Annotated in this window: 18 protein-coding genes and 5 pseudogenes; 7 read left to right on the top strand and 16 right to left on the bottom strand. The window is 61.7% G+C overall.

Going from position 1 to position 19,467, the window contains the following annotated elements; translation table 11 throughout:
- Nucleotides 1–2: 2 nt before the first annotated feature.
- Nucleotides 3–1,979: a relaxase/mobilization nuclease RlxS gene (rlxS, locus tag F3H98_RS27875; RefSeq protein WP_149763896.1), complete on the bottom strand. Its 1,977-nt coding sequence runs from the start codon at nt 1,977–1,979 to the stop codon at nt 3–5.
- 274 nt (nt 1,980–2,253) lie between these two features.
- Complete coding sequence (locus F3H98_RS27870) at nt 2,254–3,228, bottom strand: hypothetical protein (RefSeq protein ID WP_149763894.1); 975 nt, start codon at nt 3,226–3,228, stop codon at nt 2,254–2,256.
- Nucleotides 3,229–3,770: 542 nt separating this feature from the next.
- Here F3H98_RS27870 and F3H98_RS32670 point away from each other — a divergent pair.
- Nucleotides 3,771–4,008: pseudogene (locus F3H98_RS32670) on the top strand (IS701 family transposase); the annotation flags it as partial.
- A gap of 94 nt (nt 4,009–4,102) precedes the next feature.
- Nucleotides 4,103–4,380: pseudogene (locus F3H98_RS32665) on the top strand (transposase); the annotation flags it as partial.
- A 460-nt stretch (nt 4,381–4,840) separates the two neighbouring features.
- Here F3H98_RS32665 and F3H98_RS27855 read toward each other — a convergent pair.
- The 10 genes and pseudogenes from F3H98_RS27855 to F3H98_RS27810 form a co-directional block, all read right to left on the bottom strand.
- A complete protein-coding gene (locus F3H98_RS27855; RefSeq protein WP_188130605.1) occupies nt 4,841–5,671 on the bottom strand; it encodes a CoA transferase in 831 nt (276 codons plus the stop codon).
- A 971-nt stretch (nt 5,672–6,642) separates the two neighbouring features.
- Nucleotides 6,643–7,329 carry a lytic transglycosylase domain-containing protein gene (locus F3H98_RS27845; protein WP_149763885.1) on the bottom strand — a complete coding sequence of 229 codons (687 nt, stop codon included), beginning with the start codon at nt 7,327–7,329 and terminating at the stop codon, nt 6,643–6,645.
- Nucleotides 7,317–7,865, bottom strand: a complete 549-nt coding sequence (locus F3H98_RS27840) for a S26 family signal peptidase (protein ID WP_149763883.1) — start codon at nt 7,863–7,865, stop codon at nt 7,317–7,319. Before F3H98_RS27840 ends, F3H98_RS27845 begins: the two co-directional genes overlap by 13 nt.
- Nucleotides 7,862–8,131 (bottom strand): helix-turn-helix transcriptional regulator, encoded by a 270-nt coding sequence (locus F3H98_RS27835; RefSeq protein ID WP_149763881.1) that lies wholly within the window; start codon nt 8,129–8,131, stop codon nt 7,862–7,864. The genes F3H98_RS27840 and F3H98_RS27835 overlap by 4 nt, the downstream gene beginning before the upstream one ends.
- A 180-nt stretch (nt 8,132–8,311) precedes the next feature.
- Nucleotides 8,312–8,635 (bottom strand): DUF736 domain-containing protein, encoded by a 324-nt coding sequence (locus F3H98_RS27830; protein WP_149763879.1) that lies wholly within the window; start codon nt 8,633–8,635, stop codon nt 8,312–8,314.
- A 541-nt stretch (nt 8,636–9,176) separates the two neighbouring features.
- The gene (locus F3H98_RS32015; protein ID WP_244621951.1) at nt 9,177–9,563 is read right to left on the bottom strand and encodes a hypothetical protein; all 387 of its coding nucleotides are present in this window, start codon (nt 9,561–9,563) and stop codon (nt 9,177–9,179) included.
- A 4-nt stretch (nt 9,564–9,567) separates the two neighbouring features.
- Nucleotides 9,568–10,899: a ParB/RepB/Spo0J family partition protein gene (locus F3H98_RS27825; RefSeq protein WP_244621950.1), complete on the bottom strand. Its 1,332-nt coding sequence runs from the start codon at nt 10,897–10,899 to the stop codon at nt 9,568–9,570.
- A gap of 75 nt (nt 10,900–10,974) precedes the next feature.
- Nucleotides 10,975–11,390: pseudogene (locus tag F3H98_RS27820) on the bottom strand (DUF2958 domain-containing protein).
- Nucleotides 11,391–11,404: 14 nt separating this feature from the next.
- A complete protein-coding gene (locus F3H98_RS27815; RefSeq protein WP_149763877.1) occupies nt 11,405–11,602 on the bottom strand; it encodes a hypothetical protein in 198 nt (65 codons plus the stop codon).
- Nucleotides 11,599–11,727: pseudogene (locus tag F3H98_RS27810) on the bottom strand (antirestriction protein ArdC); the annotation flags it as partial. The pseudogene F3H98_RS27810 and the gene F3H98_RS27815, both read right to left, overlap by 4 nt.
- Before the next feature lie 146 nt (nt 11,728–11,873).
- Here F3H98_RS27810 and F3H98_RS27805 point away from each other — a divergent pair.
- From F3H98_RS27805 to F3H98_RS27795, 4 genes and pseudogenes are all read left to right on the top strand, one after another.
- Entirely contained in the window at nt 11,874–13,106 is a 1,233-nt protein-coding gene (locus F3H98_RS27805; protein ID WP_149763875.1) for a site-specific integrase, read from the top strand.
- On the top strand, nt 13,103–13,972 hold the full coding sequence (locus F3H98_RS27800; protein ID WP_244621949.1) for a hypothetical protein: 870 nt from the start codon (nt 13,103–13,105) through the stop codon (nt 13,970–13,972). The genes F3H98_RS27805 and F3H98_RS27800 overlap by 4 nt, the downstream gene beginning before the upstream one ends.
- The gene (locus F3H98_RS32010) at nt 13,963–14,172 is read left to right on the top strand and encodes a site-specific integrase (protein ID WP_244621948.1); all 210 of its coding nucleotides are present in this window, start codon (nt 13,963–13,965) and stop codon (nt 14,170–14,172) included. Before F3H98_RS27800 ends, F3H98_RS32010 begins: the two co-directional genes overlap by 10 nt.
- Nucleotides 14,169–15,172, top strand: a pseudogene (locus F3H98_RS27795) (tyrosine-type recombinase/integrase). The gene F3H98_RS32010 and the pseudogene F3H98_RS27795 overlap by 4 nt, the downstream one beginning before the upstream one ends.
- Before the next feature lie 69 nt (nt 15,173–15,241).
- Here F3H98_RS27795 and F3H98_RS27790 read toward each other — a convergent pair.
- Nucleotides 15,242–16,135 carry an ArdC family protein gene (locus F3H98_RS27790; RefSeq protein ID WP_149763873.1) on the bottom strand — a complete coding sequence of 298 codons (894 nt, stop codon included), beginning with the start codon at nt 16,133–16,135 and terminating at the stop codon, nt 15,242–15,244.
- A 373-nt stretch (nt 16,136–16,508) separates the two neighbouring features.
- Complete coding sequence (locus F3H98_RS27785; protein ID WP_149763871.1) at nt 16,509–16,742, bottom strand: helix-turn-helix domain-containing protein; 234 nt, start codon at nt 16,740–16,742, stop codon at nt 16,509–16,511.
- 115 nt (nt 16,743–16,857) lie between these two features.
- Between F3H98_RS27785 and F3H98_RS27780 the strand changes: the two genes are divergently transcribed.
- A complete protein-coding gene (locus F3H98_RS27780; protein ID WP_149763869.1) occupies nt 16,858–17,139 on the top strand; it encodes a DNA -binding domain-containing protein in 282 nt (93 codons plus the stop codon).
- A 96-nt stretch (nt 17,140–17,235) separates the two neighbouring features.
- Here the strand turns inward: F3H98_RS27780 and F3H98_RS27775 are convergent, their stop codons facing one another.
- Both F3H98_RS27775 and F3H98_RS32000 read right to left on the bottom strand, forming a co-directional pair.
- A complete protein-coding gene (locus tag F3H98_RS27775; RefSeq protein ID WP_244621947.1) occupies nt 17,236–18,939 on the bottom strand; it encodes a putative bifunctional diguanylate cyclase/phosphodiesterase in 1,704 nt (567 codons plus the stop codon).
- A complete protein-coding gene (locus tag F3H98_RS32000; protein ID WP_244621946.1) occupies nt 18,905–19,126 on the bottom strand; it encodes a hypothetical protein in 222 nt (73 codons plus the stop codon). The genes F3H98_RS27775 and F3H98_RS32000 overlap by 35 nt, the downstream gene beginning before the upstream one ends.
- Nucleotides 19,127–19,467: the final 341 nt, after the last annotated feature.

Below are 19,467 nucleotides of genomic sequence, written 5' to 3'. Positions count from 1 at the left end.
TCCTACGACACCGACGGCCCGCTCCGTTGCCGTCCGATCGTCCACGAAATGCCTTCCCCCTTCGCGATCCCGGACACCTCTCTGCCGAGATGGCGTTCCAGCACCGGGCGCCATGGCACCAGTGTGAATTCTTTCGACCTTTCGATCATCGCGAAGCGGCCGCTCGCCAGATCGATGGGGCGACTATAGATGCCGTCGACCCGCGCTCCCGGCCGTGTTTCCGAATAGGCAAGCCCAAGCTCGTCCGAAAGCTGCCCGGCGATGCAGTTGAGCTCGCGCCGACGCAGCAGGGCCAGCATGTTGGCGCGATAGACGATCCGCCCCTGTTCTTCCCGTGCCAATTCGTTGGCGATCAGCCATTGGCGGCGAAGCGTCTGGGCCTCGCGTACATCACGGCCGAAACCGGCATTGCGCAACGGCGTCGGATCGCCAGCGACCAATTCGCGATCAAGCCAGGTCGCGCCGTCAGTTGTTGGAAGCTGGTCGAGCGGGATTGGCGAAAGTGCGCGCACCGCGGGAGCGGCCCGCGCCATCTTGTTTTCATATGCGGCAGCGCGGTCGAGATGATCGGGCGAGATTTTCCAGGTTCCGTCAGCGTCGCGTTCGACGCCGCCGGTGGCGCGCCGGATCGCTTCCAGCCGCCGCACATGGGTTTCGGCAAAGGCCTCGCTGGCGGTAGGGTCATGGCGGAGATGAATATCGACGCCATACCGCCCGCCGTTGGCGGCGGCGATCTCGGCGACCGTGTGGTCGACGGCGCGCGCCTCGGCCCGCTTCGGCTCGATATGGACGATGGCGTTGTCAGAAATAGGCTCAACCGCATCCCCCTTGCCGATGTCGATATAGTGGCTGCGGCCATCGACGCCGTCGACGATCAGATAATGCCGGTCATTGATCTCGTCGGAAAGGCCACGGGCGATGACCCGGCCGACGATTTGCCGGGTTCCGGGCTCCGACGGATCATAGACCGCATAGTCGGAGACGGGGCGGGCGATCCCCTTCTCACTCATCTTGCGGTGCATCGTCTTGATGATGTCACTGCGTTCGCCCATCCGGCGCAGTGTGTCTTCCAGGTTATCGGCCAGCCGCCATTGTCCCGGCCTCACCTCGTCGGCCAATCCGAGACGCTTCAGCTTTTGAAGCCGGCCGGCGCGCAGGCTTTGTCGGAACGCATCCCGGTCGGCTGCACTGACGAGGCCGTCCTCCTCCCTGTCGCGGAGCAAGCGACGGTCGATGGCCGTGAGGCGTTCCTGGTCGATGTCGTTGCGCAGGCGGTTTTCGATCTCGAGATCAGAGCGCGGGCCAAGGTCGAGGCTGACGATCTCGGCGGCCCGCTCGCGCATGCCGGTCGCGAGATAGTCGCGCGCGATGATCAGGTCCCTGCCCCGCTCGTCTTTGCCGCGCACAATGACGTGGCTGTGGGGATGGCCGGTGTTGTGGTGATCGACCGCCACCCAGTCGAGCCTGGTGGCGAGGTCCTCCTCCATGTGCGCCATGAGGCGGCGAACCAACGGCTTTAGATCTCGGTACTGATCGCCGTCTTCGGCCGAGACGATGAAGCGGAACTGATGGCGGTCGCCATCGGCGCGGTCGATGAACGCCTTGCCGTCGGTGCGATCTTGGTCCGCGTCATAGAGCTGACCTGGCGCGCCGTCGCGCGTGACACCGTCACGCTGGATATAGCGCAGATGGGCACGGGCAGCCTGCAGGCCTTTTCGTTCCAGCTTGACGATACGGGACTTGATGATGACGCGGCGCTGCCGGAAGGCGGCGAAGCGATCGCGGGAGGCAAGCACCCGGCCGACGCCGGCACCACGCCCGATTCGGTTGCCATGGAAGGCTTCTCCACGCCGCGATCCTCCGGCCGCACCGCCACGCGCGAGATTGGCCGACCGCAAGACCCGGTGGAGGTATTTGCGGCCGCGCCGGGAGCCCGTCGCGCGCATCCTTCCGAGCTTCGGTTCAAAGTCGTCGCGCATCAGCTCCCGTCCTTTCAGGCCTCGAGATCCGTTTCATTCCCCAACTTTGGCAGCTCGGCCGATCCGTGGAAATCGGCGCCATCCGACCTCAGCAAAATCAGGAACTTGCGCGCTGCCTGGCGCCACAGCCGCGCCGATAGCGCCATACGGCCCAAGGGAAAAACGATGTGCAGACAATAACTTCGGCGCCGATCTTCCAGAGATGGTGCCGTTGTTTTATCTTGCCTTACAAGGCTTCCGGTTTGGGAAAGGCTGTTTCGGGCTTTTCTCGAAATCAGCGAATGACCGGCTCGCCATGGAAGCGCCGGCGCGAGGGCGGCGAAACGCCGAAACCGACTTCCATCATCAGCCGCGGCCTGTGAGCGGGAACGGTACCCATGTGGAAGCCGAACGGATCCTCGACGAAACCGAGACCGGCCTCGCCGGTCAGCGTGACCGGGCTTTGTTCACCGTAGATATCCAGAACTTCTTGCGCCGGATGGCCGACGAGAAGCGTCAGCTGGTGCTTGAGGGCGCGGCGGTCATGGCTGCCGCGGACATAGACATGCGGGCCGGTGCCCTCGTCGACCGGCACCAGATAGAAGAAGAACTTCAGCATCCGCCAGTCGTCGAGGTCGAAGTGGTATTTGCCGAGCGAAGCGAGGTTCTTGTCGGCGTCGGAGGCCTGGCCGGTCGGGAAACTCCACCAGACGCGCGTGGTGATCAGTTTCGCCTGACCGCCGAGATAGTGCGCAGCGATATCCATGAGCAGCGGATCGTTTTGGACGGCGCGTGCCGCCTTACAGCCGAGAATGTGCTCGAAATAGTGGCCGCTGAGCAACGGACGGCCGAACCGGGCCTCAGCCTCCGCATGCTCCGTCGGCATGAATTCCAGACGGCGATCGAAATTTCCGAAGCAAGGCGTGTACCGGGCGAAGGAGGCGATCTCCTCATGGATCGATGTCGGCAGGACGAGTCCGGAAAAAAGCCCATCCGACCGCAGCGCGTCGACAACGTCCTGGCAATTGACGCCGGTAAACATCGTGTCCTGGGCTTTGTGCGACGCTCGAACAGGCTTTGCACCGCGCCAGTGCATTCTCCGTGCCGGCATGGTGCGGGCGAGCACGAACATCGGCAGCCATGCCGGGTTCTCCCGAATATCCGACAGATAGGTCGGAATGCGCACGGCGATGCGATGCAGCATGCTGCCGTTTCGCGCAACCGCCTCAAGGCTCGCAGCGCCGGATTTATCAGGGCTCGTAAGGGTCATTAGGGTCCTCAGGTATGAATGCACTATCGACGAAGCATCGGTTCTCACCGCTTCGTCATTATCAATTACCAAGCCCGATTCCCGCACCGGAAGAACTAACCGTGCGTCAGTTTTTGTGCAATGCAAAAAACCTCCTCCGTGGCAAGTGCAGTTAGATCCCTGGGCGTTTTCGAATAAGCCAATTACACAAATGGCGGGCAAACGGATGTATACACAGCAGCATCAAGACGAAGCGATCTGATGGAGTTGCAGCTTGTGCGGGAGTGACGCGCGCCGGCGATCCGGCGTTGCACAGCGTAGCTTCGGACGGCTCTATTGGCCTGCCTCACCGGTCCGCAGCCGCACCAAAATCTCGCCCTGTGGCCGCATTTTCTCATCGGCCGGAGCAATATTACGTTCGCTGCGAAGCGGAAAAAACAGGCCTATTCCCGACGCTTCGGCAATATGGGGCTGCCCACGGTCGATCAGGGCTTCGCTCGCGTGAGCGGGGTCCTTCTCAGCGGAATCAACACTGCCGCCGCAAGGAAACCGCCAACGGCTAGCGGCTTTACAACTGGGTGCGATTGCCCCTGAACCGGACGAAGCAGAACGGTTCGAACGCTGGCTCTTGTTCCGTCGCCACCTCCGGAATCCTGACGATCTCGTCTACTATTTCCCCTATCCGCGAGTGCATCACGCTCGTGGAATTGGCCGGCGCGGTGGCACTGCGTTGGACCATCGAGGATGTTTTTTGCGCGCCAAGGATGATCTCGGCTTGATCATTGCCAGCCGCATTCCTGGCGGCCACCCGGGAGCCGGCTTTGCGAACCGGCTGATCGTGCCTGTACGCGTCGCGCCGACGGCCACTACCTTTGGTCTGCTTCACGTTTAGTCCCGATGCGAGCCGTCATCGAGGAAGCCCCACAAACCACATGCCGTCGTTGATGACCTGCGTGGCGTCTGGCCGTCGCCGTGAGCACTGGCGAGATCAATGAGGGGCCAGATGACCATCGATGGGATCGATGCGACCGTGGCGGCGACAGAACTTTCAATCAGCACAGGCACAAAGATGCGGGCTATGCCGATGGAAAAGTATTTGGTGGGCTTGAACGGCGTGGAATCCACCCGCTTATTCACCCCAAGGCCGAACCGATCAAGAGCTATGCGGCGCTTTTTGCGCGTGCGACGCCGGCGGGATACTGGTCGGATGCGAACCGGCAGCTGTACGCTGCGTTATCGCGCGTCGCGCAATGGTGCCGTTTTCGCTGTCGTTCAGGATCAGTAGGGACGCGATGTCCTATTTTGCGTCTCGGTTTGCACCGCTATTTCCGATCCTCCGGCCTGCCGGGGACACGAATTGCGCCGCTAGCGATAAGCGCATCGACGCGGTCTTGATCGATGCCAGTCTCGCGCAGAACCTCCACCGAATGCTCGCCAGATCGGGACAGGACGATCGAAAACAAGCTCAGAGCCTGAAAGCTTCAGCGGCTCCAGTGTGACGCGATAGCGGCCGCCGTAGATGTGTTCGACCTCGCGGACGAGTTCGCTGGCCACATCGGGATCGGCCAGCGCCTGATCGATGCTGCGTACAGGGGCCAGCAGGATACCCGTGGGTGCAAGGCGCGTAAGCGCATCATCGCTGGTCAGCTGACGCAGCGGCCTGACAGGATACCGGCGATCTGGTCCCGGTTTGTCCAAGCGCCCTTCCCTCCAGAAGCGGTATGATCCGGTCGCTGAGGCCCAACGCGGCGGCAATATCGGGAAGGGATGCGGGGTGAGCCACCAGAGCAATTGCGCCGTCTAAGGTCGAATAGATGCCGTAAGGCGCTGGCTGGTGACTGTGGCTGATTCCATTGCGGCCCCGACAGGTCTGTTCCTGTGCGTTCAGCGCATAGCTGGATTCCGAGGTCAGCAAGTAAAGCGCGCACGACATCATCGCCACGCGCACCCATTGACCAAACCCTGTCTGGTCGCGCTGGCGCAAGGCCGCCTGAATGCCGATGACCGCCTGCAATGCCGTATAGGTGTCAACGATGTAGGCACCGGCAGGAACGGGCGGACCATCGGCTGCCCCACCCAGGCTGGCGATGCCCGACAGGGCTTGAATGATCAAATCCAGCCCCGGCTTGTTTCCGCTTGGGCCGGCCGGATCATAAGCCGAAATCGAGCAATAGATCAGTCCAGGGTGCTCGGCGAGAAGGGCGGAACTGCCTAGCCCCATCCGCTCCAAGACCCCGGGTCGGAAATTCTCCAGAACGACATCCGCCCGGGAGATCACCTCGCGGATGACCGCCTGCGCCTCCGGCCTTTTCAGATCAATGGACAGTGAACGCTGGTTGCGATTCATGCCCAGGAAATAAGGGCTGGGTGCGTCGGGAGCCGCCGTCGGCTCCTTGATCCCGCTACGCTGAAAATCGCCCGCCGGAGCCTCGATCTTGACGACCTCCGCCCCCAAGCGAACCAAGATACTGCGCCGCGATTGGCCCCGCCGCATAGTGCGTGAACGCGAAGACGCGAATGCCCCTCAATGGACGCACGTCACCGTCCTCCTGCGGGCGGCCTTTCGCTCCTCTAGAGATATTCAGCATTTGAGTGCCTCCGTTCGTCCTGTTTCCATGCTGTTTAGAGTTGGGATTGTTCAGCGAGGCGATGGTGTTCTTGATCACAAAAACCACCCGCTCGCGCTCGTCTCACGCGTCAAGCAATGTCACGCCGCGCGCCTCATTTCCGCGATATAGACGATCGGGTGAATGAAATGGCTGTGCCGAACTATTAGGGAATTGCTCAAGACGCGGGTGCTCCGAGGGATAATTCGAGAAGTAGACTGCGACTGATCAATTCGCGCGGTCATTTACCGCTCTCCAGAGAGCGCGGTCGCGCTTGATTCACAACAGGACAAAATTTCTTGAGTGTGCTCGCCGAGCTTAGGCGCCAACGTTGTACACAGCGGTTTCAGCGCGTCACTGATATGACTGGCGGAGCTTACCGTTTTCAATGTGATGACGGTGATAAGAGTTCGTGAAAGATCGCAACGCGTGCGATCAATGCCGAGTGTCTCGCGGCTCTTGGGAGACACAAGATCCACGATGATCCTTCGATAAAGGCGCCAGCCTCGGAGCAGCTCTAAAACCCTCCCGGGTGCGTGGCCACCCTGATTTCGTGGCAGACCTTCCCGCTTCGTCGACGATGCAGACCGACGTTTCCGGTATTTCAACGACCAGGTTTTGCTTGACTCCTCCATGATTGGCAGGGCATCCGTCTCCGCCCTGAATCCGATCGTCGGCCCGTCTCCGCCTTCGCCCTCAATCAATGCGACGATGCCGGTTTCAGCTATCCACCGTTTCGATGTGATTGATACCGAACGAAGCTAATTTCTCGGTCACGAACCTCGCTGTGTTGTGCGCCCTGCCCTCCGGGACGCGCCCTGCCCGCGCATCACCAGCGATCCGGTTTCGTCGGCCGCGCGCCGTCCTTCCCAAGCGGCACGAAAAGATCGCCGTTCGGTTCGCCGGCTCGACCACCGTCATGAGGGAAGAACAGCGAGCGTCCTGACGGAGCGTTTCGCCGCTTTGGAGCGTTGGATTCGCCTTTGAATTCATCCATGTCGGCGGCCGAAATCCCCGCCGCTTTGAGTTGTTTCAGGTAAGAAACTGTCTCCCTTGGCAACCGCTTTCCGCGCTTCAAATGGTCTTCGTAGCGCTCGGGGCCTGCGTTGTAGGCGGCAAACAGGCCGGGGAATCCGAAGCGGTCGTGCATGGCGCGCAGATAGGCGGTTCCGGCCAGAATATTGTCGCGCGGATCGTGCGGATCGGCACCCAGACCATGCTCGACACGAATGTCCCGATAGGTGCCAGGCATGACCTGCATGAGACCCATGGCGCCGGCGTGGGAGGCGATGGGGCCTCCACCGAGCATGGTCTTGCCTTTGCTCTCCACATCCATGACGCCGTAAATCCAGGCTTCGGGAACAGAGAAGCGCCTGCTTGCTTGCGATACGAACGCCTGCCATCGTTGAAGCTGCGGACTACGGGAGATGACGACCGGTTCAGCACCGGTCGAGGCGGAACAGGCGCATGGCGCTATCGTGATCATGCCCAGCATCAGGAGGGTCACTCGCTCCATAGGGGCACGAGCCTTCCGATGACGTTTGCAACGGGAACCGGCCCGAAATAGCGGCTGTCGAAGGAGCCGGGAGCGTCGGCGCCGAGCAGGAAAGCCTCATCATCGGCGAGCGCGCGGCATTCGTTCCACCATGGCAGTGGACGGCCTTGACGATCCGCCTCAAGCCGTCGCGCGACGATCTCGCCGCCGATGATGATCGCCTCGTTGAAGGCGCAGACATGCTCGCCGGGCAGTGCTGCAACGTGCTTTGCCAGCGGCACAGTGCGAGGCAGATAGCCGCGTTTGTCGGCGAAAGCGGCAACCGATTCCGGGGGACGGACGAGCGCCAGATCGCCGCGTGCAGGTGTGACGAAGCCGATCCGATAAAGCCCGACCGGCGCACTTGCCGAAGCGTTCCAGACCAGCAAGGGCGATGGTTTGACGAAGGCGGTGAAACCGATCAAGCCCGCGCCGAGCGAGGCGATGCTGATGGCCTTGCGCGCCCGAATTCGTCTCAGCCGGCTGCCGGTCAGGTGGATTGACATCCGCCGGCTCATGACCGGCCTCCATCGCCGCCAGAGCTGGAAGCGCCCTCGTCATCCTCGGGTGTGGAGTCCTGCGAGCGGCCTTTCGACCAGTCGTCGAGCTCGTCGATGTGGTAGCGGACATAGCGGCCGTGCTTGCGGAATTTCGGGCCGCCGCCGGTCAGCCGCATCTTTTCGAGCGTGCGCTGGGACAGGCCGATATAGAAGGCGGCCTGCGCGGTGTTCAGAAACGGACTGCCCCTCTTGGCGCGGGCCGCGCGTTCGTTTTCGTCGTCCATGATGGTCCTCGCTTCGCTGACGGGAAGTCGACGGCGAGGATGGGCGCGCGAGATCGCTTCAGGGACGGGCGAAGAGTCGGACGGGAGTTTTCGCCGCCCCTTCGGGCGCGCGATGTTCGGCAGGAAAACCGAGGGAAAGCCCCCGCGCCGAGCGCGGCGCGAGGGCTTGAGGTCGGCCGGTCAGTCGACCGGGTTCCAGATGACGGCATAGGTGTCGTCATCGTCCTGGCCGGCGGCGCGGCCGAGATTGGCGTAGAGCTTGCGCGGGCCGAATTCCGGTGCGGCTATTGCGAGGCTCACATAGTCCTTGCCGGAGGTTTCGCCGGTGCGGATCCAGCCCGCGCCGACCTCGACGCCCTGCGTCAGCACCCGGAAGTCGGGATGGCTGTCGGCGCTCTTGGACTGGTTGGGCACGATGTCGATGTCGGCACGGACGCTGAGCGTCCTGAGCTGGCCCTTATAGCCGCCGTTTTCTTGGCTGGTGACGTAACCGATCGCGGTCATTTCTGTGTCTCCTTTTCGCTGTCGCCGGGGACCATTCCCCCGCGATGGCGGACCGTGATGGGCGCGGCCGGACCGCCTGAACCCGGTAGGGCCGCAGCGGAAGCGGAGGACCCGAGCGGGCGGCTTTTTTGTAGCGAAGCGGCGCGAGGAAGCCGCCGCAGGCGGCGGGGAAAAAAGCTGGCGGCGAGGGTTTCGGGCGGGCCGGACCCGCCCATAGGTCAACAAGCCAGCCGCAGGGAAAGGGTCCTCAAGACGCGTGGAGACAGCTCGCGTGATCGAAGTGAACACAACAAGGGGACGGCATGCGGGCGTCGGGTTTGCGCACGCTTAGACGCCGTACCGGACCGACTGATGTGCCGCCCATGCGCCTAGCGCCTCAGCAGGTACGCTGGCGTGACGATCGAGCGTTGATAGTGACGAGATTGGCGGCGAATTCTGATGCGCGAGGCGTGGTCCAGAGACGGCGGAGCATGCAGCCAGAACGGCCCGGAGAGCGGCCTGAGCGGCGGCAATCGACAAGCCGCCGCCCGGCGTGAAAGGCTCATTCCGAGGCGAACAGCGACCGCACCTTGGCCCACTGATCGGCGGTGCGGAAGCCGCAGCGATTGGTTAGCTTTCGACCGGGAATTTCATCCAACGCGGCAGCCAGGTCTCGACTTTCTGGCGACCTTTCTCGCCCGACCAGGACGTCGCGGATGACCTTCTTCTGCGTCGTGACCTTCTCGGCGACATTGCCGTCCGCGACTTGTCTGCCGGCGACGTCGGCGAGCATGGCGTTGGCGATTTCATTGTCGCGCAGGAGATCGAAAAAAGCATCGTCCGGCTGCCAGTACGTGCGAATATCGACATTCAGATGATTGCCGAGCGCCTCGATGACGGCGTTTCGGGCCTCCAGCGTCTCGCCCATGACGATGGTCAGCACGCGCATGACATCATCGTCGGACAGCGCCAGCAAGCTGGCGAAGATGCGCGCCGTGGCATAGTCGTCGCCATTGCCGCCGGCGACGGTTCCGTCCTCGTCCGGCGCTGAACAGCGCCAAGACCCCGCGCCGTTTCGCGTCGAATGGGATTTGAGCCTTGCAGCCGGCAATGCTTGCGGCCACCGTTTCATTGGCGGCGCGCTGCGGTTCGGGGCGCACCTGCCATAGGCCGGAACCGGTGATGGCATGCGCCACCATCAACCGCAGCGCCACACCGGGATGGTCGAGCATGGCCGCGCGCGCGGCAGCATGGCGATGCAGATCGACATAGTTCTGCATCGGGCCGGTAACCTCGGGACGTGAGAACTTGGCAGGTGTCTCGGCTTGCTCGCCGCCCTCGTCTTTTGCGCGGGCGCGGCGGGCCTCCTTGCGCGACATCCAGCCCTCATGAAACTCCACCTCGCCGCGATGCGAGACGGTGATGAAGACCTTGCCGCCCTTTTTCTTCGGCGTCTTTTCGTGGTCCCATGAATGGAAAAGCTGTCCCGGTTCCAGCACGATCACTTCGGGCCAGCCGGCCTCCAGATAGGCATTGCGTTTGGCGGCAATCGCCTCGTTCTGCTTTTCCCAGATCAGGTCGGCATCGGCGAAGTAGCTGTCCTCGCCGAACAGGTCGGAGACGATCAGGCCGGGATATTCCTCGACGGCAAACAGCGCCACCTTGGTGGAAATCGTCTGGCCGCCGAACAGCCATTGTTTCAGTTGATAGCCGCGCGGCGCGTATTGCTCGGGATCGGTAAACAGCGCCAGCCAGTCCTTCTGCTGCGCCTTCGAGGCCATGGTGAGATAGCGCGCTGTCTCGGCGTCGATCTCCTCGCGGCGATAGGCCTCGCGGATTTTGGGCAAAAAATCGCCAAGCGCCAGAATGCGTTTGACCAGAAGCTCGGTGATGCCGAAGGTGGCGGCGATATCTGGAACGGTGCGGCCTTGCCTGATGAGCCGCGAAAACGTCTCCCATTGCGCAACCTCGTCGAGAGGGGCGATGTTCTCAATCAGCGAGGCTTCGAGCGCATCGGCGTCGTCGCCCTCCTCCATGATGGCGCAGGGCAAGGGCTCGGCCTCGCCGCGCTCATCCGCTATCACCTTCGCCGCGAAATAGCGCCTGCGTCCGGCGTCGTTCTCGAACGTTTCCGGCTCGCCATTGGGCCGCACCAGAAGCGGCACAAGAACGCCGCGCGCGCGGACGGACGGCAGGATGTCGGAAACGTCCGGCGCGCGTTTGGCGTGACGCATGTTTACGGCGGAAATGTTCAGCCGGTCGATTGCGATATGGGCAAGCTGCATTGTTTTGCTCCTTCCTTTGGTTGGGATTGTCCCCGAAGACGACGCCGAAGGCGGCACGGCGGGGATGGTTTGCGCCTAACGGCGCTCTCCCGCCGCATCGGGCGGAAGCCCGGAATAGGGAGTTGAAAGTGCCGCCGCTGCCTGCCGCAGCAGCCGCTCGGCCTCGGCGATGTGGCCGGCGATGCGCGCGGCCTCGGCATAGACCGACAGCGGAAACCGCGCCTCGAAATGGAGGTCACGCTCGATGCCGAGACCAAGCGGCCCTTTGATGCTTTCAAGTTCGGCAAGGCTGACGCTGCCGAGTTCCGGGCAGCCGAAGCCGAGATCGCAAGGCCGAACAGCATATCGCCATCCGCATTGAGTTCGGTCAGAAGCCAGGTCGCCGCCCCGGTCGGATCGAACAGTTTCACGGCCGGGTGATGGTCGGTTTCGGCATCGGCTGCGCCGTTGGCGAGAAGCCGGGTGCGGAGTTCGTCAGTGATCAGGATCATGGAAAGTCTCCGTGTCAGAACAGGTCGAGTTGGTTGCGCGCGGCCCCATCAAAGAGGCCGATATCGAACGGCTTCTGCGCGCCGCTTGGGCGCAGAAGCGCGTCCATCAGCAGCGTCAGCCGGTCGCGCGTGGTGATCGGTCGGACGCCGGGGATGAGCGTCTGCTCGCCTTCCGGCGTCGGCTCGGTCTGCAGTGTTTGGGGATCGCTCATGCCGCGATCTCCTCCCGCTCTGTGCCTTCGGCATCGGCCTGAAGGCCAAGCAGGAAATCGGCGGCTTTCGATGCTTGGCTGGCGGCGCGGAAGATGGCGCGGTTGTCCTCGCGCAGCACCTTCAGTAATCAGCAGCAGACCATAATGTGAAGGAATGTTGCTCCATTCCCTGCCTGGCAAGGAAGATGGCGAGCAGCGGCGATCATTTGCTGCGCATTATTTTGAACATGAGACCCTCGGCTGTTGATCAAACACAGTTGAGGGAATTTTCATGTCACATGAATACGGCGCTCTGGTCTCACAATTCAGAGAGACCCTGACGCAACAGCGATACAATCCGGTGGTGGTCCATAATTACTGCCGCAATGCCGATTACTTTCTTTGCTATCTGGTGGAGCGGAAGATTGCCCTTGAAACGGTGACGCCGACAGAGGTGTCGAATTATCTGCGCCTCGCGGTTCGACAGTTTCGCAAGCGCCACGGCCGCGCTCCTGCTCGCTATTGGGTGTCGATTCCAAGATCGGGAATCCACGGACTGCTAAGGCTCGCGCTGAAACGCTGGCCACCTGAACCTGCGACATCCGACGCCGGCGAGCTTCTTTGTCGAGAAGTGTGCGACCATTACCAGACATGGCTGCGGGAGGAGCGCGGGCTGGCAGTCGCGTCGATCGATGCCTTGATGTGGGAGGCTCGATATTTTAGCGCCTGGTACCTCAAGCGCTCTGACACTGCCAGCTTCATGGATTCGAGCATCCGCGACGTCGATGCTTACTTCGAAATGCGAGCACCCGGACTGAGGCGGAAATCCCTGAAAGATGTGGCCGAGCGGCTTCGGTCGCTGCTGAGGCATCTTCATAGGACGGGCCACATCCTGACCGATCTTGCCCCACACGTCATCGCCCCGCTGCTCTATGCCTATGAAGGCATCCCGTCCACGCTGAGTTCGGATCAGATCGCGGCCGTTCTGAAATCTGCGCAACAAGACCAGTCACCGATGGGGTTGCGGGACTATGCCATCCTGCAGCTCCTGTCGACGTATGGGCTGCGGGTCGGAGAGATCACGCGTCTGCGGCTGGACGACATCGACTGGCGCGCGGAAGCCTTGCACATCCGCCATTCCAAGACTGGCGCGCACTCGCTTTTGCCGTTGATGGAACCGGTGGGAGAGTCGCTGATCAATTACTTGCGCCACGGGCGTCCGCAAACCGACGCCCGTGAAATCTTCATCCGCTCACGTGCGCCCTATCACCGGATGTCGGGGATTTACAGCGAAGTCCGCCGACGCATGGAAGCGGCAGGTGTGAAGCCGAGCGGCAAGCGCGGCCCTCATATCTTCCGGCATGCACGCGCCGTCAGTCTGCTGCGCGCAGCGGTGCCGCGGAAAGTCATTGGCGATGTGTTGGGCCATCGTTCGACGGAAGCGACGATCCCCTATCTGAAACTGGCCACGGAGGACCTGCGCGCGATTGCCCTGGAGATTCCGGGACAGGAGGTGCGGTCGTGAAAACCTGGCCCGACACGGATGGCAGCGCCATTGCCCGTTATCTCAACCAACTGCGGCTGCGCAGCCCAATAAGTCCGATCTATTATCGGCAAACACTTCGCAGTTTCCAGGACGTCGTGGTTCGGCATCAGTTCGCATCGTCGCAGGTAAGCCGAGATGTCCTTGAAGCCTGGCTGCGCGAGCGTGCCGTACATTCGCCCGTGTCAACGATCCTGCATCGTGCCCGTATCGTCAATCGCTTCCTCGACTTCGTGGTGCAGGAGGGATTGGTCGCCAGCAATCCGGTTGCCGATCTGCGCGCCGAATACTGCGTGAAAAGCAGCAAAGCGATTCTGAGAGCCCTGCTCGCTGCCGACCCCGATCGGGCGCTCCAAGCGCTACGCCAGTTCCCGCCCTTCGGCAGCGTCCTTGGTAGTCTGATGCGCAACCATATCGCGCTGATGCGCACCAGAGGGTTCCGATACGAAACGCAGGCCCGCTGGTTCTGGCGCTTCGATCGCTTTCTGCAGGCTCACCCGGATCTTGCTGGCGAGCCGTTATCGGTCATGCTGCAGCATTGGTCCGCCTCGCGTCCGACCGCCAATCATGCCGCCGAGTGCGAAAAACTGGCTCGCGCCCTGGCCAAGGCCCAACATCATCTCGATCCCGGCATCGAGCTGAAACGTCAGGACCCGCGTCCGGGGCAGCAGGTCGCACGACAATGGCGCCGGCCCTACATTTACAGCCCGGAAGAAGTCCGTCGCCTTCTTGATATCGCCGAAACCTCGCATATGGGCTCGTCGATATATTGCGGCGGGCCGGGATCAAACCGCCGAAGGGCAAGACCGGGCCGCGCATCCACGATCTGCGTCACTCCATGGTCGTGAACCGCATTCTGGAATGGTATCGCGCCGGCATCAATCCGCAGGACAAGCTTCCATTCCTGGCGACCTATCTCGGGCACCGCGATATCCATTCGACGCTGGTCTACATCACGGTCACCCAGGATATCCTGCAGCAAGCAAACGAGCGCTTCCGTGCGTTCGGAGCGCATTGCCTGCATGTAACGGAAGGGGTGACGCCATGAAGCCGGCCGACCCGTTCCCCAGGCTACTGCATGCCTTCTTCTACGAGTGGATGATCCAGCAGCGGAATGCTTCGGTCCATACCGTTCGCTCCTACCGCGACACCTGGCGCCTGTTCCTCAGATTCGTCGCCCACCGTCGTCGGCGAACGGTAGCTCAACTCGTATTGAGCGATCTCACCGGTCCCGAGGTAAGCGCCTTTCTGCGCTATACCGAGCAGGAGCGCGGAGACACGATCGGTACTCGCAACTGCCGGCTCGCTGCGTTGCGAAGCTTCTTCGGCTTCGTCGCCGGTCGGGAGCCGACAGCGATTGCGCAGTGCGCCGAAATCCTGCGCATTCCAACGAAGAAAGCGCCGATCCATGCACCATGCTATCTCGAACCGGAGGAAGTGAAGGCCATTCTGGCCCAGCCGAATCGCACGACGATCGAAGGTCAACGCGATCATGTGCTCCTCTCCTTCCTCTACAATACCGGCGCGCGCATCCAGGAAGCACTCAATGTATGTCCGCAGGCGATCCGGTTCGACTCGCCCACCTGTGTGCGGCTTTACGGCAAGGGGAGGAAAGAACGGCTTTGCCCGCTGTGGCCCGAAACGGTGTCGCTGCTCAGATCGCTGCTTCGACGGCAGCGAGGGCCGACGACGAACCGATCTTCGTCAATCGCTACGGCGTGCCGCTGGGGGCGTCGGGTGTCCGCTTCAAACTGGCGGAATACGTCGAAGCAGCGGCCGGGATCGTTCCCAGCCTGGCGTCGAAGCACGTAACGCCTCACAGCTTCCGTCACGCAACGGTAGTGCACTTGGTCGCAGCAGGTGTTGACATCACGGTGATCAGAAGCTGGCTCGGGCACGTCAGTCTCGACACCACCAACCATTATGCCCAGGCCAATCTGGAGACCAAGCGGAAAGCGCTTGAACGTCTCGAAAACTCATCGCGGCAGAGCAAGGCCCCGGCGTGGAAACACGACAAGAGCGTTCTTGCGTGGCTCGATACGCTTTAGCGGCGAGCCAAATAATGTGGAGGAGATCGTCCACCCATCGCAACGTAGCAAAGGGAACCGGATGCTCCTTCACATTACGGGCTGCTGCTGATTACTGGCCAAATGGCGAGCTCCCCATTTTGCGAGCCATGAGCCGATATAGTCGGCATGGCGCACGGTCGGCTCGATGCCGAGCGTGGAACAGACAAAGGCTGCGGCGATTTCGGCGACGAGTTCCTCGCGGGCATAGGTCTTGGAGCCGAACGAGCCGGAGAGGTCACGGGCAAGCCGCGTCGGGTGGCCGGTCCAGTGGCCGAGCTCGTGAAAGCAGGTGCGGTAATAGTCGATCTGCTGGAAGAAAGCGGGTTGCGGCGGCACCTGAATGTAATCGCCGGTGAGCGTGTAGAAAGCGCGCTCGCCGCCAATCCGGAAATCCCCGCCGCTTGAGCGGATGAGCGCCTCGGCCTGCGGGATGGTTTCACGCTCGCGCAGCGGCTCGGCGGCGGCATAAAGGTGCTCGGGCACGCGGTCGCACTGCGCGACATTGAAGACGGTGAAGCGCTTGAGATAGGGCACGGCCTGCGGTTCGTCGCCATCTGCCTTGGCGCGCTCCTTTTCGTCTTTCGGGATGAAGCGGTCGGCATGCACGATCGTCGTGCCGCGCTCGCCCTTCATGACATTGCCGCCAAGGGAAAGCGCCTGCCGGAAGGTCAGCCAGTTCTGGCTGGGGTAACCGTGCTCGATGACCGCGCCCCACAAGATCAGGATGTTGATGCCGGAATAGAAGCGACCGGTGGCGGCATTCTTGGGCAGACCAAGGTCTGCCTTGGCCCTGCCCCACGGCTTGACCCAAGGCACGGTGCCGCGCTCCAGTTCGGCAATAATGCGGTCGGTGATCTCCTGATAAAGGCTCGCGCCCGAGCGCCCGCCCCTCTTCTTTGCGCCGGCCTTGCCACGGGCAGAACGCTTGTCGGTTGCACGCATTGTTTCGTCCTCTCTTCAATCTCGCGCGCCTTTCCCCGGAAGCGGGGTGGGCGGCGAGACGCGACCGGAAAGGCCCGCCGTCGAAGGCGGACCGCATCCGAAGGACCGGAACGCAAGAGGAGGACCCGAAGCGCCAGCGAAGGGTTGCGGGATGCCGCGGCGGGCCTAGAAGGGAGTGCCGCCCACCCCGCGGCCACCAGGAAAGGCCAACACACAAACCGCGCCGGCCGAACGGCCGGCGGCGATCAGCAGCCGACAGGCTGCCCGCGCCAGGGGGCGAAGCCGGATGGTCGAGACCGCCTGAGCCTGGCGAAGAAAAGCGGGCTCGGTTGACGAGCACCCGGTGCGCGCCATCAGGCGCGCGGGCGCCCTGCTATAAACGGAGCCTGGACAGAACCTCGCACGGATCAGTGTCAAGCGCCGCAGTTATCTCGAGAAACTCAATGACATCGAGACGCCGCTCTCCACCTTCGTATTTGGCCACGAAGGATTGCGGACGGCCAAGCTTCTCAGCCACCTGCTCCTGGGTCAGGCCTTTGGCCTTGCGTAGCGAAATCAGCTGGGCCAGAAACCGCTGGTGGCGGGGCGATCGAAGAGATTTGGGCATGCAGGTGAACCGGTCAGGTAAAGACCGGCCCACCGACTAATCCCGGTTTCGGATTATCCCATTTTGGGATATGCTGCTTCGCTCCAGCACAGAACACGCGAGGCTCGCAGCAGACATGAAGCGCCCAAAGGAAACAGGCGAGACTCGAAGTTCAACTCTGTCCGACGAAGTCCCCTGGTCGAATAGCCTTACGGCCTACGACAACGAGCACTTCACGACGTACATGCAGCTGCTCGATGCTTCCGCCGACGATGCGAGCGAAGAAGAGATGGCCCACCTGATCCTCGGCATTGATCCGGCAAAGGAACCGGAGCGCGCCCGCAAGGCTCTCCGCAGCCATATCGACCGTGCGAATTGGATGGTGACGACCGGCTACAAGGAACTGTTCGCCGGCTGACGCACAGCGCGGACTGCCACGCGTTTCAAACAAGGAAGTCTCGATACCCACCATTCATGGGGGCACGGCCGCGAGAGAGGGCGCGGCGGGTGCCGGTCACGACTCCTTCGCGTGCTCATTTACCGCCAAATCAAGCGCTCGGCTCAGAGGCACCGCCTTGGAGAACAGGAAGCCCTGAGCCGTTCTGCAGCCAAGCTTGTGCAGAGTTTGTCGATCCGCCTCTGTTTCGACGCCCTCGGCCATGACCTCGATCCCGAGCGTCCTGCCAAGATCGATCACCGTTTTGACAAGCAGCCGGTCCTCTCGGGACTTGGCTAAGCCGCGAATGAAGCCCTGGTCTATTTTCACCTTGCGTATCCGACTGTCCTTGAGCGATGCCAACGTGGAAAAGCCGGTGCCGAAGTCATCGAGTGCGATGGAAATGCCGGCATGTGAAAGCCGTCCAAGCTTTTCATCCACTCTGTCCGGGTCCACCGGGGATTCTTCGGTAATCTCGATTTCGAACATCGTTGCAGGCAGGCCTTTTGCCGCCAGACCATTCAGAATCATGTCGTCGATATCGCCGGCTTCCAGTTCGCGCGGTGAAACATTCATCGCCACACGAAGACCACGGCAGTCAGCTTTCACCAAGCCGTCGATGAGAGCGCAACAGTCGGCGAAGACCGTTTGGGTCAGCAGCTGAAGCATTCCGGTTTCGCGTGCGGCTGTCATGATTTCGGGTGGAGAGATGGCACCATGAATTGGATGGGCCCACCTTAGCAAGGCTTCAAAACCGACCACGGCCTGGGTGTCGAGTCTTACGATGGATTGGAACCATGGGCCTAAGCTTCTTGTCTCTATGGCCGAATGAAGGTCGCGTTCGATGGACTGGCGGCGTTTCAGTTCCCTGTCGAGTTCGGCATCGAACAGGCAAAATTCGTTCCTGCCACGACGCTTGGCCGTGTAAAGGGCGACATCCGCCCGCAACAACATTTCCGTCAGCCCGGGGCTTTCCGCCAAGTATATTCCTATCGATGCCCCGATCCGGACGGACGCGACCTCAGCATAGGGGCGGGCAACTTTGGCTATGATATTGGATGCGAGATCACTGGCAGAAAGCGAATCCCCCAGCGAGGGAAAAAACAGCACGAACTCATCGCCGCCGATGCGGGCGAGCGTTGAGCCTTCCGGTGCTTCCTGCTCTATCCGCCGGGCGATCCTGACAAGCAGTTCATCACCGGTCCTGTGACCGTAGGTATCGTTGACGGATTTGAACCCGTCCAGATCAATCAGCATTGCAACGAAGGGGCCGTGTGCAGTCTCGAACCGACCGATAGCGTGTTCGAGGCCACGCCTGTTGAGAAGGGCTGTCAGGTGGTCCTGCCTGGAATTGGCCTCCATTTCGGCCGCAAGCCGCTCGGCCTTATGCCTCAGGCGGCTCGCTTCGCGGAAGCGCGCTTGTCCAACAAACGAGGCTCGAACCAGGCCGCCCAGGAAGAGCAGAACGGTGAAAGCAAGAATATAGCCTTCAAAGTTGCCTTTCGCCAGCAAGCACGCCGCTGTGATGAGGAGTGGGGGTGTGATGAAGTTGATCGCGGCCGCGGCATATGAACTGCCGTATGTAACCGCACCAGCTGCAATGCCTGCCAGAATAATCAGGTGCAGTGATGTGTGCGGTGTCGTGTATCCAACCGTCAGGACGGCAAGAAAGGACCAGGCAAACCCTGCCAGAAGAGCAAGGATGCCAAACCAGCGAAGCCGCGGCGAAATCCCTGTTAGATCGTCCTTACGGCTGGTGTCCGAGTGCCAGGCGGCCGACATTTATCGCATTGACGACCAGGAACCAGATCGCGGCTCCAAAGCCGCCGCCAGAAAGGACCTGCGCCGTCAAAATAAGGCCTGACAGGACAGTGCTTATCGGCATTGACACGAAGAGACCGGCCCTCAGGTCAGCAAGCTGATCCTGAAGGATTCTGGCCTCCAGCGCGTCTTCTTTCATCAGGGCCATGGACGGATTTGCTTGCTTCCCAGGCTTCGTCGCAGCGCAAGCCTATGCAAGCCCACTGAAGGACGGGTTAACTATTCAGCGTGGTAACCAGTGCGGCGGTTCGTATGCCTCCTCTTGGCATTGCCGGCTGATTGTCGAGGTCTTGCCCGCGCCCATGCCTTGATCCGCATCATTCCGAGGATCGGCAACGTCACCATGGAAGCAGATTGCTAACGGCAGGAGTCGAGGCTGTCTGTGATTTTACCGACTAAGGGTCTGACGCGAGATAACCGAATCAGGGTCGGCATGGTGTGATGTGGCGGGGCTGTTTGGGCAGCCCGTGCTGGTGGTTGCGCGGAGAG

The organism is Neomesorhizobium albiziae (assembly GCF_900114255.1).
GTDB classification, from domain to species: Bacteria; Pseudomonadota; Alphaproteobacteria; order Rhizobiales; family Rhizobiaceae; genus Neomesorhizobium; species Neomesorhizobium albiziae.
This window is presented reverse-complemented; position numbering and strand designations above follow the sequence as displayed.